Annotated in this window: 21 protein-coding genes; 1 reads left to right on the top strand and 20 read right to left on the bottom strand. The window is 47.8% G+C overall.

Annotated features, from left to right (window positions below):
* Positions 1 to 9: 9 nt before the first annotated feature.
* The 11 genes from yabQ to pth all read right to left on the bottom strand — a co-directional run bounded on the left by yabQ (position 10) and on the right by pth (position 12,155).
* The gene (yabQ, locus tag MHI52_RS00265; protein ID WP_076329917.1) at positions 10 to 579 is read right to left on the bottom strand and encodes a spore cortex biosynthesis protein YabQ; all 570 of its coding nucleotides are present in this window, start codon (positions 577 to 579) and stop codon (positions 10 to 12) included.
* Positions 576 to 860 carry a sporulation protein YabP gene (gene yabP / locus MHI52_RS00260; RefSeq protein ID WP_036606119.1) on the bottom strand — a complete coding sequence of 95 codons (285 nt, stop codon included), beginning with the start codon at positions 858 to 860 and terminating at the stop codon, positions 576 to 578. Before yabP ends, yabQ begins: the two co-directional genes overlap by 4 nt.
* Before the next feature lie 172 nt (positions 861 to 1,032).
* Positions 1,033 to 1,311 (bottom strand): RNA-binding S4 domain-containing protein, encoded by a 279-nt coding sequence (locus MHI52_RS00255; RefSeq protein ID WP_036606120.1) that lies wholly within the window; start codon positions 1,309 to 1,311, stop codon positions 1,033 to 1,035.
* Positions 1,311 to 1,583, bottom strand: a complete 273-nt coding sequence (locus MHI52_RS00250) for an HU family DNA-binding protein (RefSeq protein WP_017691362.1) — start codon at positions 1,581 to 1,583, stop codon at positions 1,311 to 1,313. Before MHI52_RS00250 ends, MHI52_RS00255 begins: the two co-directional genes overlap by 1 nt.
* Before the next feature lie 307 nt (positions 1,584 to 1,890).
* Positions 1,891 to 3,384 carry a nucleoside triphosphate pyrophosphohydrolase gene (gene mazG, locus MHI52_RS00245; RefSeq protein ID WP_340983798.1) on the bottom strand — a complete coding sequence of 498 codons (1,494 nt, stop codon included), beginning with the start codon at positions 3,382 to 3,384 and terminating at the stop codon, positions 1,891 to 1,893.
* 148 nt (positions 3,385 to 3,532) lie between these two features.
* Positions 3,533 to 5,281: an oligosaccharide flippase family protein gene (locus MHI52_RS00240; RefSeq protein ID WP_405159344.1), complete on the bottom strand. Its 1,749-nt coding sequence runs from the start codon at positions 5,279 to 5,281 to the stop codon at positions 3,533 to 3,535.
* Between the two features lie 167 nt (positions 5,282 to 5,448).
* Entirely contained in the window at positions 5,449 to 5,991 is a 543-nt protein-coding gene (spoVT, locus tag MHI52_RS00235; RefSeq protein ID WP_036606123.1) for a stage V sporulation protein T, read from the bottom strand.
* A 331-nt stretch (positions 5,992 to 6,322) separates the two neighbouring features.
* A complete protein-coding gene (locus MHI52_RS00230; RefSeq protein WP_036668467.1) occupies positions 6,323 to 7,483 on the bottom strand; it encodes a peptidylprolyl isomerase in 1,161 nt (386 codons plus the stop codon).
* Positions 7,467 to 10,994, bottom strand: coding sequence for a transcription-repair coupling factor (mfd, locus tag MHI52_RS00225; protein WP_036606125.1), 3,528 nt, complete (start codon positions 10,992 to 10,994; stop codon positions 7,467 to 7,469). Before mfd ends, MHI52_RS00230 begins: the two co-directional genes overlap by 17 nt.
* A 272-nt stretch (positions 10,995 to 11,266) precedes the next feature.
* A complete protein-coding gene (locus tag MHI52_RS00220; RefSeq protein WP_017691368.1) occupies positions 11,267 to 11,497 on the bottom strand; it encodes an anti-sigma-F factor Fin family protein in 231 nt (76 codons plus the stop codon).
* A 97-nt stretch (positions 11,498 to 11,594) separates the two neighbouring features.
* Complete coding sequence (gene pth, locus MHI52_RS00215; RefSeq protein WP_405158247.1) at positions 11,595 to 12,155, bottom strand: aminoacyl-tRNA hydrolase; 561 nt, start codon at positions 12,153 to 12,155, stop codon at positions 11,595 to 11,597.
* Positions 12,156 to 12,294: 139 nt separating this feature from the next.
* On the opposite strand from pth, the gene MHI52_RS00210 reads away from it, so the two are divergent.
* Positions 12,295 to 12,495, top strand: coding sequence for a hypothetical protein (locus MHI52_RS00210; protein ID WP_024633712.1), 201 nt, complete (start codon positions 12,295 to 12,297; stop codon positions 12,493 to 12,495).
* 105 nt (positions 12,496 to 12,600) lie between these two features.
* Here the strand turns inward: MHI52_RS00210 and MHI52_RS00205 are convergent, their stop codons facing one another.
* The 9 genes from MHI52_RS00205 to yabG all read right to left on the bottom strand — a co-directional run bounded on the left by MHI52_RS00205 (position 12,601) and on the right by yabG (position 19,563).
* A complete protein-coding gene (locus MHI52_RS00205) occupies positions 12,601 to 13,554 on the bottom strand; it encodes a ribose-phosphate diphosphokinase (RefSeq protein ID WP_017691370.1) in 954 nt (317 codons plus the stop codon).
* 101 nt (positions 13,555 to 13,655) lie between these two features.
* Entirely contained in the window at positions 13,656 to 15,047 is a 1,392-nt protein-coding gene (glmU, locus tag MHI52_RS00200; RefSeq protein WP_260633062.1) for a bifunctional UDP-N-acetylglucosamine diphosphorylase/glucosamine-1-phosphate N-acetyltransferase GlmU, read from the bottom strand.
* Between the two features lie 77 nt (positions 15,048 to 15,124).
* Positions 15,125 to 15,319, bottom strand: a complete 195-nt coding sequence (locus tag MHI52_RS00195; RefSeq protein WP_124118801.1) for a hypothetical protein — start codon at positions 15,317 to 15,319, stop codon at positions 15,125 to 15,127.
* An 83-nt stretch (positions 15,320 to 15,402) separates the two neighbouring features.
* Positions 15,403 to 15,687, bottom strand: coding sequence for a septation regulator SpoVG (gene spoVG, locus MHI52_RS00190; RefSeq protein ID WP_017691372.1), 285 nt, complete (start codon positions 15,685 to 15,687; stop codon positions 15,403 to 15,405).
* A gap of 188 nt (positions 15,688 to 15,875) precedes the next feature.
* Positions 15,876 to 16,703 (bottom strand): pur operon repressor, encoded by an 828-nt coding sequence (gene purR, locus MHI52_RS00185; RefSeq protein ID WP_017691373.1) that lies wholly within the window; start codon positions 16,701 to 16,703, stop codon positions 15,876 to 15,878.
* 97 nt (positions 16,704 to 16,800) lie between these two features.
* The gene (ispE, locus tag MHI52_RS00180) at positions 16,801 to 17,655 is read right to left on the bottom strand and encodes a 4-(cytidine 5'-diphospho)-2-C-methyl-D-erythritol kinase (RefSeq protein WP_076254660.1); all 855 of its coding nucleotides are present in this window, start codon (positions 17,653 to 17,655) and stop codon (positions 16,801 to 16,803) included.
* 149 nt (positions 17,656 to 17,804) lie between these two features.
* Positions 17,805 to 17,981 (bottom strand): small, acid-soluble spore protein, alpha/beta type, encoded by a 177-nt coding sequence (locus MHI52_RS00175; RefSeq protein WP_017691375.1) that lies wholly within the window; start codon positions 17,979 to 17,981, stop codon positions 17,805 to 17,807.
* A 256-nt stretch (positions 17,982 to 18,237) separates the two neighbouring features.
* The gene (veg, locus tag MHI52_RS00170) at positions 18,238 to 18,513 is read right to left on the bottom strand and encodes a biofilm formation stimulator Veg (protein ID WP_017691376.1); all 276 of its coding nucleotides are present in this window, start codon (positions 18,511 to 18,513) and stop codon (positions 18,238 to 18,240) included.
* A 153-nt stretch (positions 18,514 to 18,666) separates the two neighbouring features.
* Positions 18,667 to 19,563: a sporulation peptidase YabG gene (gene yabG, locus MHI52_RS00165; protein ID WP_017691377.1), complete on the bottom strand. Its 897-nt coding sequence runs from the start codon at positions 19,561 to 19,563 to the stop codon at positions 18,667 to 18,669.
* Positions 19,564 to 19,620 lie beyond the last annotated feature (57 nt).

Below are 19,620 nucleotides of genomic sequence, written 5' to 3'. Positions count from 1 at the left end.
CGGACCTCCTTAAAACCAGCGTTTCCACATCGCTGCAATTCTTGTACCCACACGGATCATGAAGCGTGGCGTTACCCAATGTTTCAGGAGCGGCCTAAACATCCAGCGGAACAACTTGCCGAAAGGTACCAAACACTGTAGCACCAGCCTGCCCAGGAATAATAGTATCGCAATTACAAAACCGAATAATACGCGAATAAACTTATAAATTCCTTTAACCGGCATAACGATCAGGATGTTAAGGATATGTCCACACCAATGAATCAGCGTTCTTGCGAGTTTAATTAACATTACCACAAAACGCTGGGTTGTAACACTTAAAAGCCAAAAATAGAAGCAAACCCCTATAATCAGCCCCAAAAAGACATAAAACCGCAACTGTCCGTGGTTTCCGGCGTATAGCATCCGAAAAACGAACAGCGCGGAAGCAACCCAGTACAACAGATCGAGCGTGTGAATACTCCATCTCGGAAATCGCAGCTGTCCGGACAGTACCCGGTAACTGTCGTAGGCCATTCCCATCACGACCCCCGAAGTAAGCATCCACATCAATGTGATCCATTGAGTATCCGGACTCATCGGAACATCTTGCCAAACAGGCCTTTACCATTTTTGGACTGGGAACCGGGGTCCAGATATTGGAGCGAACTGACAGTGCCTTCAATGGATAACAGACCTTCCTCCAGGCTCAGGTTTTTGATATGTAAATTGTGCCCCCGGATGGTCAGATGCCCAAGTTCAGTCTGCAGCAAAAATTCCTCACTGTCGAAGCTCTCCACGTTGGAGACACCCGTCAGATCCAGCAGTTTCCGATTCTGCATGCTCAGATGATGCTGTTTGGCCTTACCGTGCTCAACCATGGCATGTACCCCTCCTTCTTACACCTAGCTTATGGGTGTGGAAGTTGGAATAGAACCAGTGTTGTTGAACAAATAACCCGCCATCCAGTAAAAAACAAAAACGCCCTTCCCTGTTACAGGAGGACGTTTCGATTCAACTTGCATTGAATGAATATTTATACCAGATGTACTGTTACCAGTTCATTCCGTTATCCTTGGCGATCGGCTCTTCCTTCACCAAGGTGTAGAGGCTGCTCGCCTCATCCTTCTTGGTACTCTCGGCAATTCGTTCCACCTTCACAGTGACCAGTTTCTGACCGAACTGAACCGTCAGCTCATCGCCCACTTTGACAGCGGCGCTGGGCTTAGCTTCACGTCCGTTCACCAGAACACGTCCCTGTTCAGAGACGTCCTTGGCCACAGTGCGGCGTTTGATTAGCCGGGAGACCTTCAGGAATTTATCAAGACGCATTATTTTACGGCTTCTTTAAGTTTGTTGCCTGCTTTGAATGCAGGAACAGTGGACTCAGGAATCACGATTTCATTCCCTGTTTGTGGGTTACGTCCGGTACGACCGGAACGTTTGCGGGTCTCAAAAGTGCCAAAGCCGATCAATTGTACTTTGTCTCCGCTGGCAAGTGCATCTGTAATTTCTCCCAAAAAGCCGTTCAATACGGACTCAACGTCTTTTTTAGTCAAACCACTTTTGGTTGAAATGTTGTTAATCAGATCTGTTTTGTTCATTTTTAAAAGCCTCCCAAATTGAAAAAAAAGTATCTGCGATTCCTGACAATACATCGATTGCCGCTGATTCGCGTTAGGTCACTACACATGTATTCTGGCTTGGCATCTGAAATCCTGCCTTAGTCCGCGACTTTTTTTAGCTTTTTGTCGATGGTACTCAGGCAACAGTCTAAGACCAGTACCCGAAACCATCCGTCGCTAAACACCTATCCCAGTCAACACAGATGAACACATGTTCGTATATCATAACACACTGCATAACATGATGGAATAAGGTTATCTGGCTTTTCCCAGAAAATTGAACCTGTTATAATCCTGCCTTCTTCGCATCCTGCCAGAATTGCTCCATCTCTTCTACATTGCTTTCTGCTGGTGTTCTTCCCTGTTCGCGAAGACGCTCTTCGATGTACTGGAATCGCCCGATGAACTTGCGGTTGGTCGCAGCAAGTGCCTCTTCCGGGTCCGTATCGATGAATCTTGCAACGTTCGCGGCTGCGAATAATAAATCACCCAGTTCGAGCTTCCGTTCTTCCGCAGACTGGCCTTGTTGCACCGCTTCTTTCAACTCCGCCAGTTCTTCCTCGATCTTGGCAAACACGCCTTCAACATCATCCCAGTCAAAGCCTACTTTGGCTGCTTTCTTCTGTAACTTGTATCCCTTCATCAATGCAGGCAAGTCACGCGGTATACCATCCAGCACGGAAACCTTCTGTTGATCCTGGCCTTTGCGCTTCTTCTCCTCTGCCTTCATCTGTTCCCAGTTCTGAAGAGCTTCATTCGCATCTTCTGCCTGATTATCGCCAAAAACATGTGGATGGCGGAAGATCAGCTTATCATTCAAACCTTCGATGACATCATACACATTAAATGTACCAACCTCTTCTTCCATCTGGGAGTGCAATAAAATCTGCAGCAGCAGATCACCCAGTTCTTCTTTCATATGGTCGGGGTCATCCTCATCGATCGTCTCAATGACCTCATAGGTCTCTTCAATCAGGTTTTTGCGAATGGATTGATGCGTCTGCTCCTGATCCCATGGACAGCCACCCGGACTGCGAAGAATATTGACGATCTCATGCAAACGCGCAAAGGATCTGCGACGCAAGGCATCATCGGTGTTCTTCGGTACATAGATCAGTGACAGATTGCCGTACCCTTCGATCCGGTCCAGTTCGTGCAATGGAATCTTGTGAATGACCTCCTGACCCTGCACACCCAACGCATGACCCACAAATACCGGATAATCATCCGGGTAAACCTCCATCAGGCATAGCTTCACATCCGAAGCAGTGAACACATCGTAGACTTGTCCGATCAACGTATGTAGCTGTGGTTGTACCAGTTCCGTGTTCAGGCTGCTGGCATCCAGAAGTTGAAAACCTTCGATTGGATCGAATCCAAGTCGTATAAAAGCTTCATCTAGGAAGCTCTCCCCGCCCATCACACGCAGTGAAATACCCATCTGCGGACAACGCTCTTTGAGTAGGCGCACACTTGCTTCTGCCACCATGGGATGACCCGGAACGGCATACACAACTTCGGTTCCGGCCTCACCCTTACGAGCAGCCTCTATCAGTTGGTTCGCGATCTCATCATACACCTCGGGGAAGGAGGACTTCGCCTCATAGATGGCATCAAATGAGGTCATTACCAGTCCCTCTTGCTTCAGATCATTCAAAACGGGATGATCCAGGGTACGTACATACAGCGTAGCTGCATGTTTCATTTTTTTGATAATACCTACGGTCAGTTGGTCTACATCTCCAGATCCAAGACCCACTACGGTTAAAGCTGCACTCATTACGTAAACCTCCATCCGGACTATCCTGTCCAGCTCAATGATTCATCATGCCTGAACAGGACTAATTACACGTATTATACCAGAATCATTCGATATCCTATAATTACATATTCGCTGTGCTGGGTGTAGAAGCACCGTGAGCATGAAGCTAGCGCAGCACACGCAGTCTGCGCAGCAGCTTGGCAAGGCGAGGCCCCAACTTGGGCACAGCCGCCAGCTCCGCGGCGGTCAGTAGCCCTGTCCGGGCCGCCGCCAGCAAGAACACGGCCGAGCCTGCGGCAATGCCCAGCAGGCTCACGCCCATCGCGGCCAGCCTGCGGTCGGCCGCGACACCCATGCCGCCGAGCACGGCTTCGGCGGCCCAGGCCGTGCCTAACGCCGCCAGACTCATGGCGGCGATCACCAGCGCCGGCTTCGCCAGGACGGCGCCAGGGGCAGGGCGCAGGGCGACAAGTCGCGCCAACAGCGCCACATTCAGGCCAGCCGCCAGCATGTAGGCGACTGCGCCTGCCAGAGCCGCGCCGCTGATGCCCAGCGCCGGCACAAGCATGACGTTCAGCAGCGCCTTGACGCCTGCGGCGGCCAGCATGCTGAACGCGGGTGCGCGCACGGCGCCGAGGCCTTGCAGCAGCGCCGCCGCAATAATGCTGACGGTGCTGCCCGCAGCCGTCAGCGCCATGTACCGCAGTGCTTCGGTGCCTGCGGCATCTCCGTACAGCATGCGGTTAATCGGCTCCGCCAGCACCGCGAGACCCGCGGATGCCGCCAGGCCGATCAACCAGAACCAGCGCAGCGCGAGGCCTGCTTGCTGCCGGACGGCTTCTGGCCCGCCCTTTAACCGGGCTTCCGCCATCGCCGGAATAAAGAGCACAGATAGTGACGTGGCAAGCATCGTCACCAATTGAACCAGCGGCAATCCACGGTTGTAGATGCCGAAGGAAACCATCGACTGAAGCTCGTCCAGTCCTTCTCCCCGCAGCAATCGGGGTACAGTGAAGGTATCCACCAGATTCATCAGTGGCACAGCCAGCGACCCGAGACAGACGGGAATGGCGTACATGAGTAGCGTCTTGATCCACTCCCCATTGGATCGTGATCTTTCTGCCAGAGCCGGGTTAATAGCACTCACCGTTTTCTTCAGCGGCGTAACCGGTGTATTCTCCTGACGCTCATGACGATCTGATCCAACCTCCCCGCCTTTACTGCTCCATTCCGAATCCAATTGTTCGGTGACGACTTCCCTGCCTTTCCGCCGATGACGGACCATGTAACCTAACATGGTTAACAGTCCAACCATTCCACCAGCAACGGAGCCCATCATGGCGCCAGCGGCAATAGTCTCAAGCGAAGCATCCCGTCTCATCAACCACAGAAGCAAAACAATCATGACGGTGACACGTATCGTCTGCTCCACCACTTGTGATACCGCTGTTGGAACCATCTGCTGTAATCCCTGAAAATATCCCCGCAGCCCTGTCATCACCGGTACGAACAATAACGCCCATGAAGCAGCACGAATCGATGGAACCACATGGCGGTTGCCAATCATGTCAGCAATCAGTGGCGCACCTGCATACATCAAGAGCGCCATTATAATTCCAATTCCCCCGAGCAGTAGGGAAGATAGTCGAATAATTCTTCTGCTCTCGTCTGGTCTTCCAAGTGCGTTCTGTTCTGCTACAAATTTGGATACGGCCAGAGGCAACCCTGCAGCAGCAAGCGTGATAATGAGCATATATAACGGATATACCGTATTGTAGATGCCAAATACACCGTCTCCCCCCAGATTCTGCAGCGGAATCTTCTGAAAAGCACCAATAATTTTAGAGATAATGGCGGCAAGCCCAAGTATAAATGCACCCTGTAGCAGCCTTAAGCCTGTAGACGGCTGTTTCATAATTCCCTCCCTGCGTAATCCTTTTAAGCATACCTTGCTATTATAACTGCCTGAAGGCACACAGACTAACCCTCCCCCATCACAATCATCCGGACTAACTTCGTTGTCCCTTAAAATGCAAAAACTCCCGTATGCCCAAGACAGGGCACCAGGAGTTGATCTGCGGTCTATTGTTCCATTTGCTTGCCAAGGAAACCAGCAGCCGTCTCAGACATCTTCACTTCCATCTGAGACATCTTCACCGATTCGTCCTTATTGAACAGGATAACCGTTCCGATGGGGTCACCACCTGAAATAATCGGCGCAATAACAAAAGAGGATAACGTCTCGTCATGATCTTTGCTAAGTTCATAAGAACCATTGTTTGTTTCCAGAATGGTCTTCCTGTTTTCCATACATCCCTCTAACAGTTGACCTACCTGCTTGTCCAAATATTCTTTCTTGGAGCCGCCTGCCACCGTGATAATGGTATCCCGGTCAGAAATCATCGTTACATGTCCTGTACTCTCATACAGGGATTCTGCATATTCTTTGGCAAAATCACCAAGTTCGCCAATTGGCGAATATTTTTTAAGGATAACTTCTCCATCACGATCCACGAAAATTTCCAGTGGATCACCTTCACGAATACGTAACGTACGGCGGATTTCTTTTGGAATGACCACACGACCAAGGTCATCTATACGGCGGACAATACCAGTAGCTTTCATTTCACATGTTGCCCCACTTTCTCGAGAAGATTTTTCAACTACTGTTCCTTAATGGGTAGAGGAAAGTCCCAGAACGTTTAGTGTGATATCTTGACCATAGTATTCATCTGTTCCCATTTCCTTATACATGCTTCGGAGAATATAGTTGTGTAACTTTCGAAGAAGGCGACCATGTACCCATACGGCTTGAATGTATACAAGAAGAAGCAAGAAGGAGGTCCTAAGTCCTCCCCTTGCTTCTCTGCATGGTTGTCCATATTTACGAAGTACAAGGCATTCATTCGGGCGAATTCAACCCCTGAACGTATGCTAACACAGCAATTTTACCAGCTTACTTGCTGCTTGTACCTTCATCTGTAGTTGCATCTTTGTCTGTTCCAGTCGTACCTTGGTCAGTCTTGGTATCCGTACCTGTGGAGTCATCCGTTTTTGGTTCGGTTGTTTTTTCTCCTTCAGTTCCTGTACCCGTAGTGCCTTCAGTTGTGCCTTCAGTCTTACCTTCTTCAGCTTTTTCTGTTTTTGGCAGTTTAACTTCTTTTACGATTTTGTCCAATTCATTTTGCATGAACGTATCGATTTCGGCTGCAGCCAATTGGCTCTTCAGACTTTCTTTTTGTTCAGCCGTCAATTTGGCAAAGTCAGCTTCTGTACGAGCTTCCACTTTCATGACATGGTAGCCGTACTCTGTCTCTACTGGATCACTGATTTTGTTCAGTGGCAACGTTTTTGCAGCTTCCTTAAATGCTTCTACCCAGCTACCTACAGGTGTATTTTCATACAGTCCACCCTTTTCAGCAGAACCTGGATCTTCGGAATATTTTTTTGCAATTTCAGCAAAATCAGCTCCGCCATCCAACTTGGTTTTTACTTCTTTTGCAATTTTAAGTGCATCTTCTTTTTTACGCTCTTTTTGCGTTTTTGGATCTGTGAAGTTAATCAGCACGTGACGAACGGAAGCCGTTGTGAACTGATCTTTATTTTTCTCAAACTCAGCCTTGATTGCATCGTCCGTAACGCCTGTTTCTTTATCTTTGATTACTGTCATGATCCGAGTCATGTAGTCTTTAATGTTGTCGTCAGTCAGTTTCTGAGCTTTGAGCATTTCTGTCCATTGATCTGCCTGAACAGAAGCTTTCATTTTATCGAATTGCTCAGTTGCCGCTTTTGTACCTGCTGTTTTGGCTTCTTCACTTGCTTTGCCACTCAGATATTCATAAGCAACTTCCTGTTTTACCAGATACTCTTTGAAATCGTCCATATCCATCATTTGTGCATACTCCGGATAGAGGAATTTCATGACACGTTGCTCCATATCGAATTCATTGGCTGTAATAGTACCACCATCATACGTAGCGACTACAGCACTTGTATCCGTGGATTCAGGTGTTTTTGCTTCTTCCTTCTTGCCACATGCAGCAAGCAGTGATAAGGATAGTACTGCAACCATGCTCACAGACAGTACTTTTCCTACTTTTTTATACTTTGGTAACATCCTTTAGTTCCCCCTTTGATTTAAAAGCAGTTTTCATGGACTCCAGAATTTTCTCTACCAGCTCCATCAGTTGCTTATCCCCAAGCCCCTTGCCTTTAGCGTGAATCAGCATATGGGGTCCTTGTTCAAATTGTACACGTCTTTCGAACTGATTTCCAATGTGCGCGATTTTCGAGAGTTCAAAGGCATGTTCACGCCCTTCATAGAACTTCACGGTAATGTCCTCACCACGTTGGGAAATGGACTCAATACCGTAGATTTTGCCGTATACTTTCATCCGCGCAACAGCCAGCAAGTTAATGACGGCTTCCGGAAGATCACCGAATCGGTCAACCAATTCGTCTTCCAACTCCATCGCATCGTCGAAGGATGCAATGACCGCCACTTTTTTGTAGATCTCAATCTTCTGAATACTGTCATAGATATAATCGGACGGCAAGTAGGCATCGATACTGAGATCCAGGGTTGTGTTCCACTGATCTGAAGGTACCGGCTCCTCGCCAAGCATCGTAACTTTGCGTTTGTTGATCTCCTCCGCAAGCATCTGGGAATACAGGTCAAACCCGACGGAAGCGATGAAACCATGCTGCTCCGCTCCTAGCAGATTTCCCGCACCACGAATCGACAAGTCACGCATGGCGATTTTGAATCCCGAACCCAGTTCGGTGAATTCTTTGATTGATTGCAGACGTTTCTCAGCAACTTCAGTAAGCACTTTATCCCGTTGGTACGTGAAATAGGCATACGCAATACGGTTGGAACGACCCACACGTCCGCGCAGCTGATACAGCTGGGAGAGTCCCATTTTATCCGCATCATGTACGATCAGTGTATTTACGTTCGGAATATCTACCCCGGTCTCGATGATACTTGTGCTCACAAGCACGTCATATTCACCGTCTAGGAAGTCCAGAATCGTTTTCTCCAGCTCTGTTTCCGACATCTGACCATGTCCTACACCAACTTTGGCTTCAGGCACAAGCTCAGAAATTTCGGCAGCCATCTCCTGAATTCCCTGAACACGGTTGTAGAGGTAATACACTTGCCCACCACGGGCAAGCTCACGCTCAATGGCTTCACGAACAAGCGCCTGGCTGTGTTCAACCACATAGGTCTGCACCGGGAAACGGTTCTCTGGTGGAGTCTCAATAACGGACAGATCACGCACACCCAGCATGGACATATGAAGCGTACGCGGAATCGGCGTTGCCGTCAGTGTCAGCACGTCTACATTGGTTTTCAGCTTCTTCAGTTTTTCCTTATGGGTTACACCGAAGCGCTGTTCTTCATCAACAATGAGCAGTCCTAGGTCCTTGAACACCAGATCCTGCGACAGCAATCGATGTGTCCCGATGACAATATCCACTGTACCTGCCTTGATGCCTTTCGCTGTTTCATTCTGCTCTTTACGGGAGCGGAACCGGCTAAGCACATGAATGTTGAACGGATAACCGGAGAAGCGCTCACGGAACGTCTCAAAATGCTGCTGTGCCAATATGGTTGTTGGCACGAGGACAGCCACCTGTTTGCCTTCAATAGCTGCTTTAAATGCAGCCCGAATAGCCACCTCGGTTTTGCCGTAACCAACATCCCCACACAATAAACGATCCATTGGACGGTTTTGTTCCATGTCCTTTTTGATTTCTTCGATCGCACGCACCTGATCACGTGTCTCATCGTAAGGGAACATGTCCTCAAACTCCTGCTGCTCCGCAGAATCCTTGTCGAATCCAAACCCTTTGGAGGTCTGACGCTCTGCATACAGCTTAATTAGATCATCAGCAATATCCTGTACAGATGTGCGTACTTTATTTTTAACCCGTGTCCACTCATTGCCGCCCAGCTTGTATATTTTCGGTTCTTTCTCTTCGGAACCAACATATTTCTGAATCAGATCGATCTGCTCAATAGGTACAGACAGTTTGTCTCCACCCGCATAGAGAATATGCATGTAGTCCTTATGAATACCGCCAACTTCGAGGGTGCCGATCCCCAGGTACTTACCAATCCCGTGGTTCTGGTGAACGACATAATCGCCCACTTTTAGCTCGCTATAGGATTTGATCCGTTCAGCATTATCTACATTCCGAATCGGTTTGCGTACTTTACGCTGTTTTTGCGAGAACATCTCGCCCTCGGTCACAACAGCCAAATGAATGGACGGCATTTCAAATCCCGTTTGCAAATTACCGATCATCATCTCTGGCTCTGGAATATCATAGTCCATCAGTACCCGGCGCATCCGCTCGAGTCGCTCCTCACCATTCGCCAGCATGAGCACTTTGACTCCGGCCTTCTGCCAACGCTCCATCTCTGCCTTCAGTACGTTCATCTGTCCATGGAAATCCTGCATACCACGACTGATGAAGTTCAGAATGTTCTGTGGTTGGGTGTGTGGAACTTGGCGCAAAAAGATCGACATAAACAGCGTCTGGAATGGACGCTCATACAAGAGTTCATCACCGTCTGCGGATAATGGAAGATCCGGAAGTGTTTTCCCGTTTTGCATCAAATGCAGGTTCCACTCCGATTCATCACGGTCCAGCTGTTTTGATGTCTCCGATAGTCTGGCAGGCTCATCAAGAACCAGCAGGGTATCTTCTGGCATATAGTCGTAGATCGTTTTGTTCTCCGGATAGAGCGGAGAAATATATTTATACATTTCGGAGAAATACACGTGTTCCCGCAAAAGCTCAATCTCCCGGTGAATTTCCTCACGAAGACGCAGCTTCGCCTGCCGGTCTGTCATTTTCTCCAGTTGTTGCTCCAGCAAAAGAGCAGCCGCATCGGCAGCCTTTTCCATACGTTCACGATCTGCAATTAACTCCTTGCATGGTAAAACCGTAATTTCTTCAATCCGTTCAATCGAACGCTGATCCGCTGGATCAAATGTCCGAATGGAGTCGATCTCATCATCAAATAACTCCACCCGATATGCGATCGATGAAGTAACCGGATAGAAGTCGATGATACCTCCGCGTACACTCATCTCACCACGAGATTCCACGCGTTCCACACGCTCGTACCCGAGCTTTACCATCTCCAGCAGGAAGGAGTCCAGTTGAAGTGTGTTACCCTGTTTAATCAAAATTCGAGCATTGGCCATCACTTCCGGAAGCGGAACATAACGTCTTACCCCGGAAAAAGGAATAACAACAACGCCCCTGAATCCCTGGGCGCAACGGACCAACACATCAATACGCTGACCCAATGTTTCCGGGCTGGAAACAGCAGCTTCCGCAGCGACAAGTTCGTTGGCAGGATAGATCAACACCTGATCAGGTGAAAGCGCTTCCTGTAAATCTTCTGCAATTTTTTGAGCTGAAAACATATTATGTGTTACTACGAGCAATGGTCGGTTCATTTCCTGATGCAAGGCAGCCAGCATAATCTGACGCGCCGAGCCGGATAAACCCGAAACCAATTGTTCCTTCATGCCGGACTTGATTCCGGCTGTAATGGATCCGAAGTCCGGATCTTTGGAAAAAGCCTGTATAAGTGCTTGTAACAAAAGGGGCACCTCTCTTATAACTTACTTGATTATCTCACGCATACGCGTAGCATCACTATTAAAATGGATACAAATTCCTTTTTGTCCTGTTTCATCATATCGGATTACTCGCAACATTGCCACATCTGTTGATGCGGCTGAGCCTGATTTCGAGATAGCCATGACTTTCATGCCAACTGAAAAGAAGCCTCAGCAGGCTGCCAAGGCTATAAAAGGTGGAGCGTTATTACGCAACCGCCCTCAACTGTCATTCGATCCTGTACAGGCGATGTCTACTGAAGCGGACTCGCGAGCAGGCTAAGCTCCGGATTGTGCTCCAGGGCTTCCTTACAGTAATCACATGTAATCCGAACGGTAATGTCACCACCGGAATTATACGCTATTATATCCCTCCGCTCGTCGGGGGTCAAGAAATGAAAGCCGAGCTCTACTTCCGTTATCCGGGCAGAATCGATTCGTCCAATAAAGGTACGGCAATGCCTACATACGTAATTCACTGACATGTTTATGCCTCCTGAACATGGTTTATACATCCAGTATGTCCAGTATGGCTGAATCGAACCCGTCTTTATGATCATTTTACCAGTATGTCTTACAAAATTAACCGTTAAACTTCGCCATTGTTTGTTCAAACGTATGAGTCAAGCTATGCTCCAGGGCATCACATGTTTGCTCAATGGTCTGATCAAGGGCTTCCTTTTCTTTCTTCATAAATGTCGACAGTACATAATCAACAATGGCATGTCCTGGTTCAGGCCGGGATATTCCCATGCGCACCCGGTTAAACTGCTGTGTACCGGTATGCTGAATAATGGACTTGATTCCATTATGTCCGCCTGCACTACCTTGGTAACGCAATCTGACTTTGCCAATCTCTGTATCCATGTCGTCGTACACAACAATCAGATCTTCAAGACTAACTTTATAAAAATCCATATATGCTCGAACCGATTCACCAGACAAGTTCATATAGGTCATTGGTTTGATCAGTACGGTTTTCACACCGCCAATGTTGCCTTCTCCAATCAGCGCTTTACATTTATTCTGTGTCATGGAGATATTATGACGATCAGCCAACCGATCCAGTGCCATAAAACCGATATTATGACGGGTTTTGGCATAGTTCGAGCCTGGATTTCCAAGTCCGACAATCCACTTCATCTTGTTCCCTCCTTCGGATTAGCCTGAGGTGAGGCATAGACTTCGAATCTTATATTTCATATAATATCAAGAAAGTAAAGATCGATTTACTGTAGTGTTCACAGTTAATATTTTATCGACCCAGGAAGGTGAGCGGGTTTTGCGCGAAGACAATGGACAACTGACTCAACATAGCGATTTTATCTATCATCTCGAATATCACGTACCTGTACAGGTATACGACCGCGACACCCATATTGAGATTGGTCTAATCACACGTTTCGATAATCAATTCGTCGAAATTGCCGACACGCTTTTTCATCGGCGTCGTTTCCGATTTATCTCCCGCCCCGGGTATTAGCTGACCAGCGTCTGTTTCACTTTTAATAAAACGGCACGCCGACAGGGGTTACATTTTCCATTGAACCGGAAAACGTAACCCCTCTACTACTTTATGCAGACATCCTTATTCAATTTCAAACAGCTTGCTGATTGACAATTCCTCATGAACCCGGATAATCGCTTCTCCGAGCAAAGGCGCTACAGACAACACTTTGAGTTTGCTTGTCGGATTAGCATGCGTAATTGGAATGGTGTCCGTTACGATGACTTCCTTCAATGGTGCATTCTCCAAACGTTCCATCGCAGGTCCGGACAATACCGGGTGAGTACAGCACGCGTATACTTCTTTTACGCCGCCTTCCATCAGAGCATTCGCTCCCAGTACAATCGTTCCCGCCGTGTCAATAATGTCATCGATCAGGATAGCTGTTTTACCCTCGATGTTACCGATAATGTTCATCACTTCGCTCACATTTGGCTCAGGACGACGTTTATCGATAATCGCCAGGGGTGCATTCAGGAAATCAGCCAGTTTACGTGCGCGCACTACGCCACCGTGGTCAGGCGACACAACAACCGGATTTTCGATCTGTTTCGACCGGAAATATTGAGCCAGAATTGGCACGCCAAGCAAATGGTCGACTGGAATGTCGAAGAATCCCTGGATCTGCATTGCATGCAAGTCCATCGCGATGACACGGGTTGCACCCGCTTTTTCAATCAGGTTAGCAACCAGTTTCGCTGTAATCGGGTCACGTGAACGTGCCTTGCGATCCTGTCTTGCATAGCCATAGTAAGGAATAACGACGTTAATCGTCTTGGCAGATGCCCGTTTGAGTGCATCAATCATAACGAGCATTTCCATCAGGTTATCATTAACCGGCAAGCAAGTGGACTGCACGATATAAACGTGACAACCCCGAACACTCTCGGAGAGTTTCACTTGAATCTCGCCATCACTAAAGCTGGTTGTGTGAGATTCACCCATGGGGATCCCGATATAATCAGCAATTTGATGGGCAAGCTTGGGGTTAGAATTGCAAGTAAATATTTTTAATTTCGAATCAAAATAAGTCATAAAATAAAAACCCTCCGTGCTGGTTCATTGGAATCAATAAGCGTCTGCGACATGTCGGCACCTCCCCGATCTTCGGGAGGCAATCTTGTTATCAAAACCCCTTATTGGGGTTTGGCATTTTGTTTCTTGGCTTTGGCACGTCCGCGAATCTTCTCCGCATAACCAGGTTTATTCTCCTGACGTGGACGAGCAATGGCCAGATCATTCTCGGGAACGGAATGGGTAACGGTAGAGCCAGCAACCACATAAGCGCCTTTTCCTACCGTAATCGGTGCAATCAGATTGACGTTGCTACCTACAAAAGCATCATCTTCAATCGTTGTCACAGCTTTATTATAACCATCATAATTGACAGTTATTGCCCCGCATCCAACATTTACGTTTTTCCCTACTTTGGCATCCCCAATATAGCTGAGATGAGATACTTTGGATCCTTCATCAATTGTAGCATTTTTCACTTCAACAAAGTCACCAATTTTTACGTTGCGACCCAGTTTGGTCCCTGGACGCAAATTAGCAAATGGGCCTACCGTTGCATCAGAACCAACCTCGGCATTGGATACTACCGAATGTTTAATCGTAACTCCGTCCTGAATAACGCTGTCTTCCACATCTGCCTGAGGACCAATATGACATGCTTCACCAATGGAAGTTGTGCCTTTGAGGATTGTCCCCGGATACAAAACTGTATCTGATCCAATCGTAACATCCGCTCCGATATATGTCGATGACGGATCAATGATTGTCACACCGTTCAACATATGGCGTACGGCAAGACGTTCACGCATGAAGGCTTCGGCTTGCGAAAGTGCAAGTCGGTCGTTAACCCCGATGGATTCTGCGATGTCATCCGACATGTAAGCTTCAACCACTTCTCCATCATTGCGGAAAATGCCAACTACGTCTGTGAGATAATACTCTCCCTGAGCGTTCTGGTTCGTCACTTTTTCCAAGGCAGCGAACAATTTTGCATTATCGAAACAGTATGTGCCTGTGTTAATCTCATTCACAGCATCTTCCTGCTCTGTGCAATCCTTTTGTTCCACAATCCGTTGTACAGATCCATCTTCTCCGCGAATGACGCGGCCATAACCTTTGGGATTGTCCAACTGAGCCGTAAGAACTGTGGCTGCTGCTCCGCTGCTCTCATGCAACTTCATCAGACCTTCCAACGTCTCACTGGTCACAAGTGGTGTATCTCCGCAGACCACAATCGTAGAGCCAGTTTCACCGCCAAGCAAGGATTTAACCTGCTTCACTGCATGACCTGTACCCAGTTGTTCCGCCTGAAGTGCATACTCCGCTCTGGAACCCAAAAATGACTGCACCGCTTCGGCACCATGACCGACTACAACTACACTGCGTTCAACGCCTGCGCTGAGTGCTGCATCCAGCACATGTCCAACCATAGGTTTACCGCATACGGGATGCAGTACTTTGTACAATTTTGATTTCATTCGTTTTCCTTGCCCTGCGGCAAGAACGATTGCCATTCGTTTCAAAATTAACGACCTCCTGTTCTGAAAATCCCATTGAAATGCATTGCTGATCTATATCCAATGAGTATCGTTCAGCCGGCTTCAAGCCGGTCCTGTTCATCGCCTGCTGTCTCTGTAATCACACGTAACAACGCGGACACCAACGAATCGTGACCTATATGTATACGCCGTGTACCTGCGAGCTTAACCGAATCCCAATGATTCCTAAGATGCCGCCCTGCCACCAAGCGCACGATGCGCTTTTTGTTCTCTGCTAATAAACTCAATACTGAATATATCTTATTCCGGTCAAAAAGAAAAGAGAGCCATAAGACATGGCTCTCTTTTCCTTCGAACCCCAATAATGTTCTCAGGCACCTTCTTCAATGACTTCTTCCTCAGTTGCCGCACGATCGTATTCAGTCAAAACTGCTGCCTGAATCTTCTCACGCGTACCGGAAGAGATCGGGTGGGCGATATCACGGAACTCTCCATCAGGAGTACGTTTGCTCGGCATAGCAACAAACATTCCGTTGTTACCATCAATGACACGAATGTCATGAACGACGAATTCGTTATCGATGGTAATGGATGCGATAGCCTTCATTCTCCCCTCCGAGTTAACACGGCGGAGTCTGACATCCGTAATTTGCATGTGTGTGTTCACCACCTTTTTCCATCAGAACTTGGTGTATAATTCCACACAGCATATACGAACTCCTTCTTTTTATAACCACAAAAATTTCCTAATTTCAGGAATTTTTTTATTTAATACACAATTCGACAACGTTAGTGCCAGGTCGATGGAAAAGACCTTTTAACGACATAACATTCGTCATCTTTCTACAGGTCAAAATAGTTGCCAGGCTTGACGGAAATCTGTCTGCTCTTGGCATCAACCGCTGTCAGTTTCGCCAGAGATACGTAATCTGTTAACAGGCGTTCTTCTGAATCCACAGAACCAGATTCCACCAGTACCCCTACCCCGGCTACTGTAGCATTAAACTCGGCCAAAAGATCGATCATTCCTTGCACCGTACCCCCGGCCTTCATGAAGTCATCCACAATAAGTACTCTGGAATGCTCACGCATCGCCCTACGAGAGAGGGACATGGTATGCAGACTTTTGTGGGACCCGGATACATAATTGATACTTACGGCCGATCCTTCTGTAGCCTGATGGTCCCTGCGTACGAGCACGACAGGCAGGTTGAGCTGGGCTCCGGTCGCATAAGCCAATGGAATTCCTTTGGTTTCTACCGTCATAACCACATCAATATTCATATTGCCAAAGGCCGTTGCAAAAATCTTGCCGGCTTCATTCATCAATGCGGGCTGACCAAGCAAGTCGGACATGTACAGGTATTCTCCAGGCAAGATCCGATCAGGTTGCGCGAGCTGGGTCGAGAGCCGCTCCGCAAATGCCAATGCCAGTTCTCGGGATACCTTCGGAATCCATCTTACTCCCCCGGCTGCTCCAGCCAGTGTATGCAGTTCTCCTGACCCACCTTCTTCGAACACTTCCTTGATAATCGCCAAATCTTCACTAATTGAAGACTTTGCGGCACCATAACGTTCGGCAAATGTGGTCAACGGAATAACCGTATGCGGTCTGGACAATAAGTATTGCGTCATTTCAACCAGCCTTGCGCTTCGTTTTAACTTCTTCACAGAGATCCATCCTCACGATCACGGAAACATCCAAATCCGAATAATTATTTAAGAATATAACACCTTTATACGTGTTTGTACATTATAAAAGCGAATTTCACGTCAACATACGCACAGCGTAAACTTCTTTACAGAACCCACGCAGACCATTGTATATCCGGGCAACCTTGGATTCTTTGGAAACCAGGCCAAATACCGTGGGACCGCTACCAGACATTAACACGCCGTCTGCACCCAATCGAATCATGGCATCCTTCAGATGCTGAACTTCCGGATACAGCTTCAACGTTACATCTTCAAGCACATTGCCCATCTGGTCACAGACTTCCGTAAATGATTGATTGCGTATAGCCTGCTCCATTTTAGTTGCACTCGGATGACGAACAATCTTGTCACTGCGGAACCTTCCGTACACATCGGCTGTAGACACATTAATCGGAGGCTTGGCCAGAATTACCCAGCACTGCGGCGGATTAGGAATGGGAGTTAACTTCTCACCACGGCCTGTAGCGAGTGCAGTCCCTCCTGTGATACAGAATGGAACATCCGACCCAAGTTCAGCCCCAAGCTCCTGAAGTTCGTGATCCGGTATATTCAACCGCCACAGACGGTTCAATCCACGCAGCGCTGCTGCTGCATCACTGCTGCCGCCGGCGAGTCCGGCGGCAACTGGAATCTTTTTATCCAGATGAATGTGGACGCCCGTACGCACGTTATAGCGTTCCTTAATGAGTCTGGCTGCCTGGAAAGCCAGATTCTTCTCGTCGAGCGGGATATAACCCGCCTGACTGGAGATGAAAATAGTATCTCGCGGCAGCTCCGACATTTCCAGCCGATCAGCCAGATCGACCATGGTCATGATCATTTCAACTTCATGGAAACCATCGCTTCTTTTATGTAAAACGTCCAGCATCAAATTAATTTTAGCAGGCGCTTTTTCGTAAATTTTCAAGGCGTTCACCCGTCCTCACCTTTTCCCTAAGACAACTTAACATATTATATCAAAATGGGGCTGTCAAGTCATTTGTATTCCGCATCTAAGGGGAAAAAGCGGGGTTATTCCTGACGGATTTCCCCGCTTTACAGTCTGCTTGAACCGGATTAAGATTTGCGGGCAGCCTGCTCAGCAAGTTGAATGGCTCTTTTCACCATGTTTCCTGCATCCTTGGCTTTAATTCCGCCCCAACCTTCCTGTTGCACCGTATCATAGAAGCCCAGGTCTTTCGCGAGCTCATTCTTCAGATCCTCTGACATGACACTTCTTCTTCTGCGACTCATGAACCATCCTCCTCCAAAGTATCCTTCATAATGTGATGAGTTCGTTGTTCGTTCACGTTTTGGACATTTTGTCACCAGGCCATATTCAGTTTCCTGCATTGCTTAAGAAACTGTCCCTTCACCTGTCCATATAGTATGCCGCGACCGTTCCTCGCTCATTCCTGAGTATGTATGGGTTACGTTAGAAGGAGAATTGGTGTTTAAAAAAACAAAAAAGCGATCCGCCTTGTGGGGCGAATCGCCTGTAAATCGATACTTACGTCTCCATATAGGAGCTATGCGTCTGGCTGCCCGGGTCATAAACCATGACTTCCACCGATTCCGTAAGTATATCCGCATAACTATAAGATACTCGCTTGAAGGTTTCTTGCTCCTCATCAAGCTTAACAATAAAAACAGAAGGGTACGTTTCTTCCAATACACCCGTACGCTCAATGGTCTTACGGCGGCCACCATTAGCCCGCAACATAATTTTCTGACCAATATGTGCATCGAGATTGCGTTTGATATCCAACAGCGTGTTTTTAGCCATTGTCGACGACCACCTCTTTTCTTGTCCATTATACCGGATTTTACAGTCATTGTCAAATCAAAACTAATTATTATATCAGCATCAAAAAGTTGTTGTCAATGAATTTTTTTTCAAACAAAAAAAGCCCCAAATTGGGACTTTAAATGGCCTACATCAGACTGCCGACGGGTTCACTTTTAGCGTAGATAAATCATTCAGCCCAGGCAGACCTACCCGGTAACTCCCCCGTGTCTCGACACCACCCACACCCTGGCTACCACTGATGGTATTGTGCAGAACATCACTCATGTTGACCGTATCGCGCACAGAAGTAAAGGAGGCCTTGGCTGCCACATAGACCGGATCAAGTGCATGAATGAGAATTCTGCCTGGGGAACTGGCAAAGTTTGCTCCAGCGCGCAGCAGTGCCTCAAAATGGGACTGACAGGCCCCTGCAACAATAGTGAGGGCGTCCAGATGGCGTTCATATTGTCTGGCCACCTGAATGGCCGATACAAAATTTTGCGAGTTCTTGTAGCTACCAAGACTATATAAGTCATAGGGCTGACGTGTCTTTAACACCCCATCATGACCCGTAATAACTACGATATCCGGACGTACTTTGGGTAATAAGCGGTATAAGGTATCTGCCATTGCCGATTCATGGACATACTGTCCCTCTGCGGGTACACGAAGTTGCTCATAGAGATCCATACTTTTTTTCAAATAGTTCGGATCTCCATCCAGATGAAGCACCTTTCCAGGCATTTCAAAATAAGCCGGTTCCTGCTGGGCAGACCAATCCTGTACCAGACCTTCACGATTCCGCTCAGCCTGTTCCATACGATTCTGCTGCAGACGGGACAGGGTCTGATGTGCTTTAATATGCGCCTGTCTGGTCTTGGCGCTTTGTGGTTCGTAGGGAACCTGTATCAAATCGTCCACCGGGGAATCGGCAATCAGCCGGAACTCAGTCCCTTTAATGACCGCAGCATCCAACTGGAGGCCTTCCACCCGAAAAGTCACATCGCCGCCGTATGACTTCCGAACGACCAAGTCTCCGATATTCATCAACGTAATCACCTCTACCCCATCGTATGGGCAGAGACCCGGTTTGGTTCATTCAAA

The sequence above is a fragment of the Paenibacillus sp. FSL H8-0283 genome (assembly GCF_045040675.1).
GTDB classification, from domain to species: domain Bacteria; phylum Bacillota; class Bacilli; order Paenibacillales; family Paenibacillaceae; genus Paenibacillus; species Paenibacillus amylolyticus.
The sequence above is the reverse complement of the archived record's forward strand: the minus strand, read 5'-3'. Positions and strand labels throughout refer to the sequence as shown.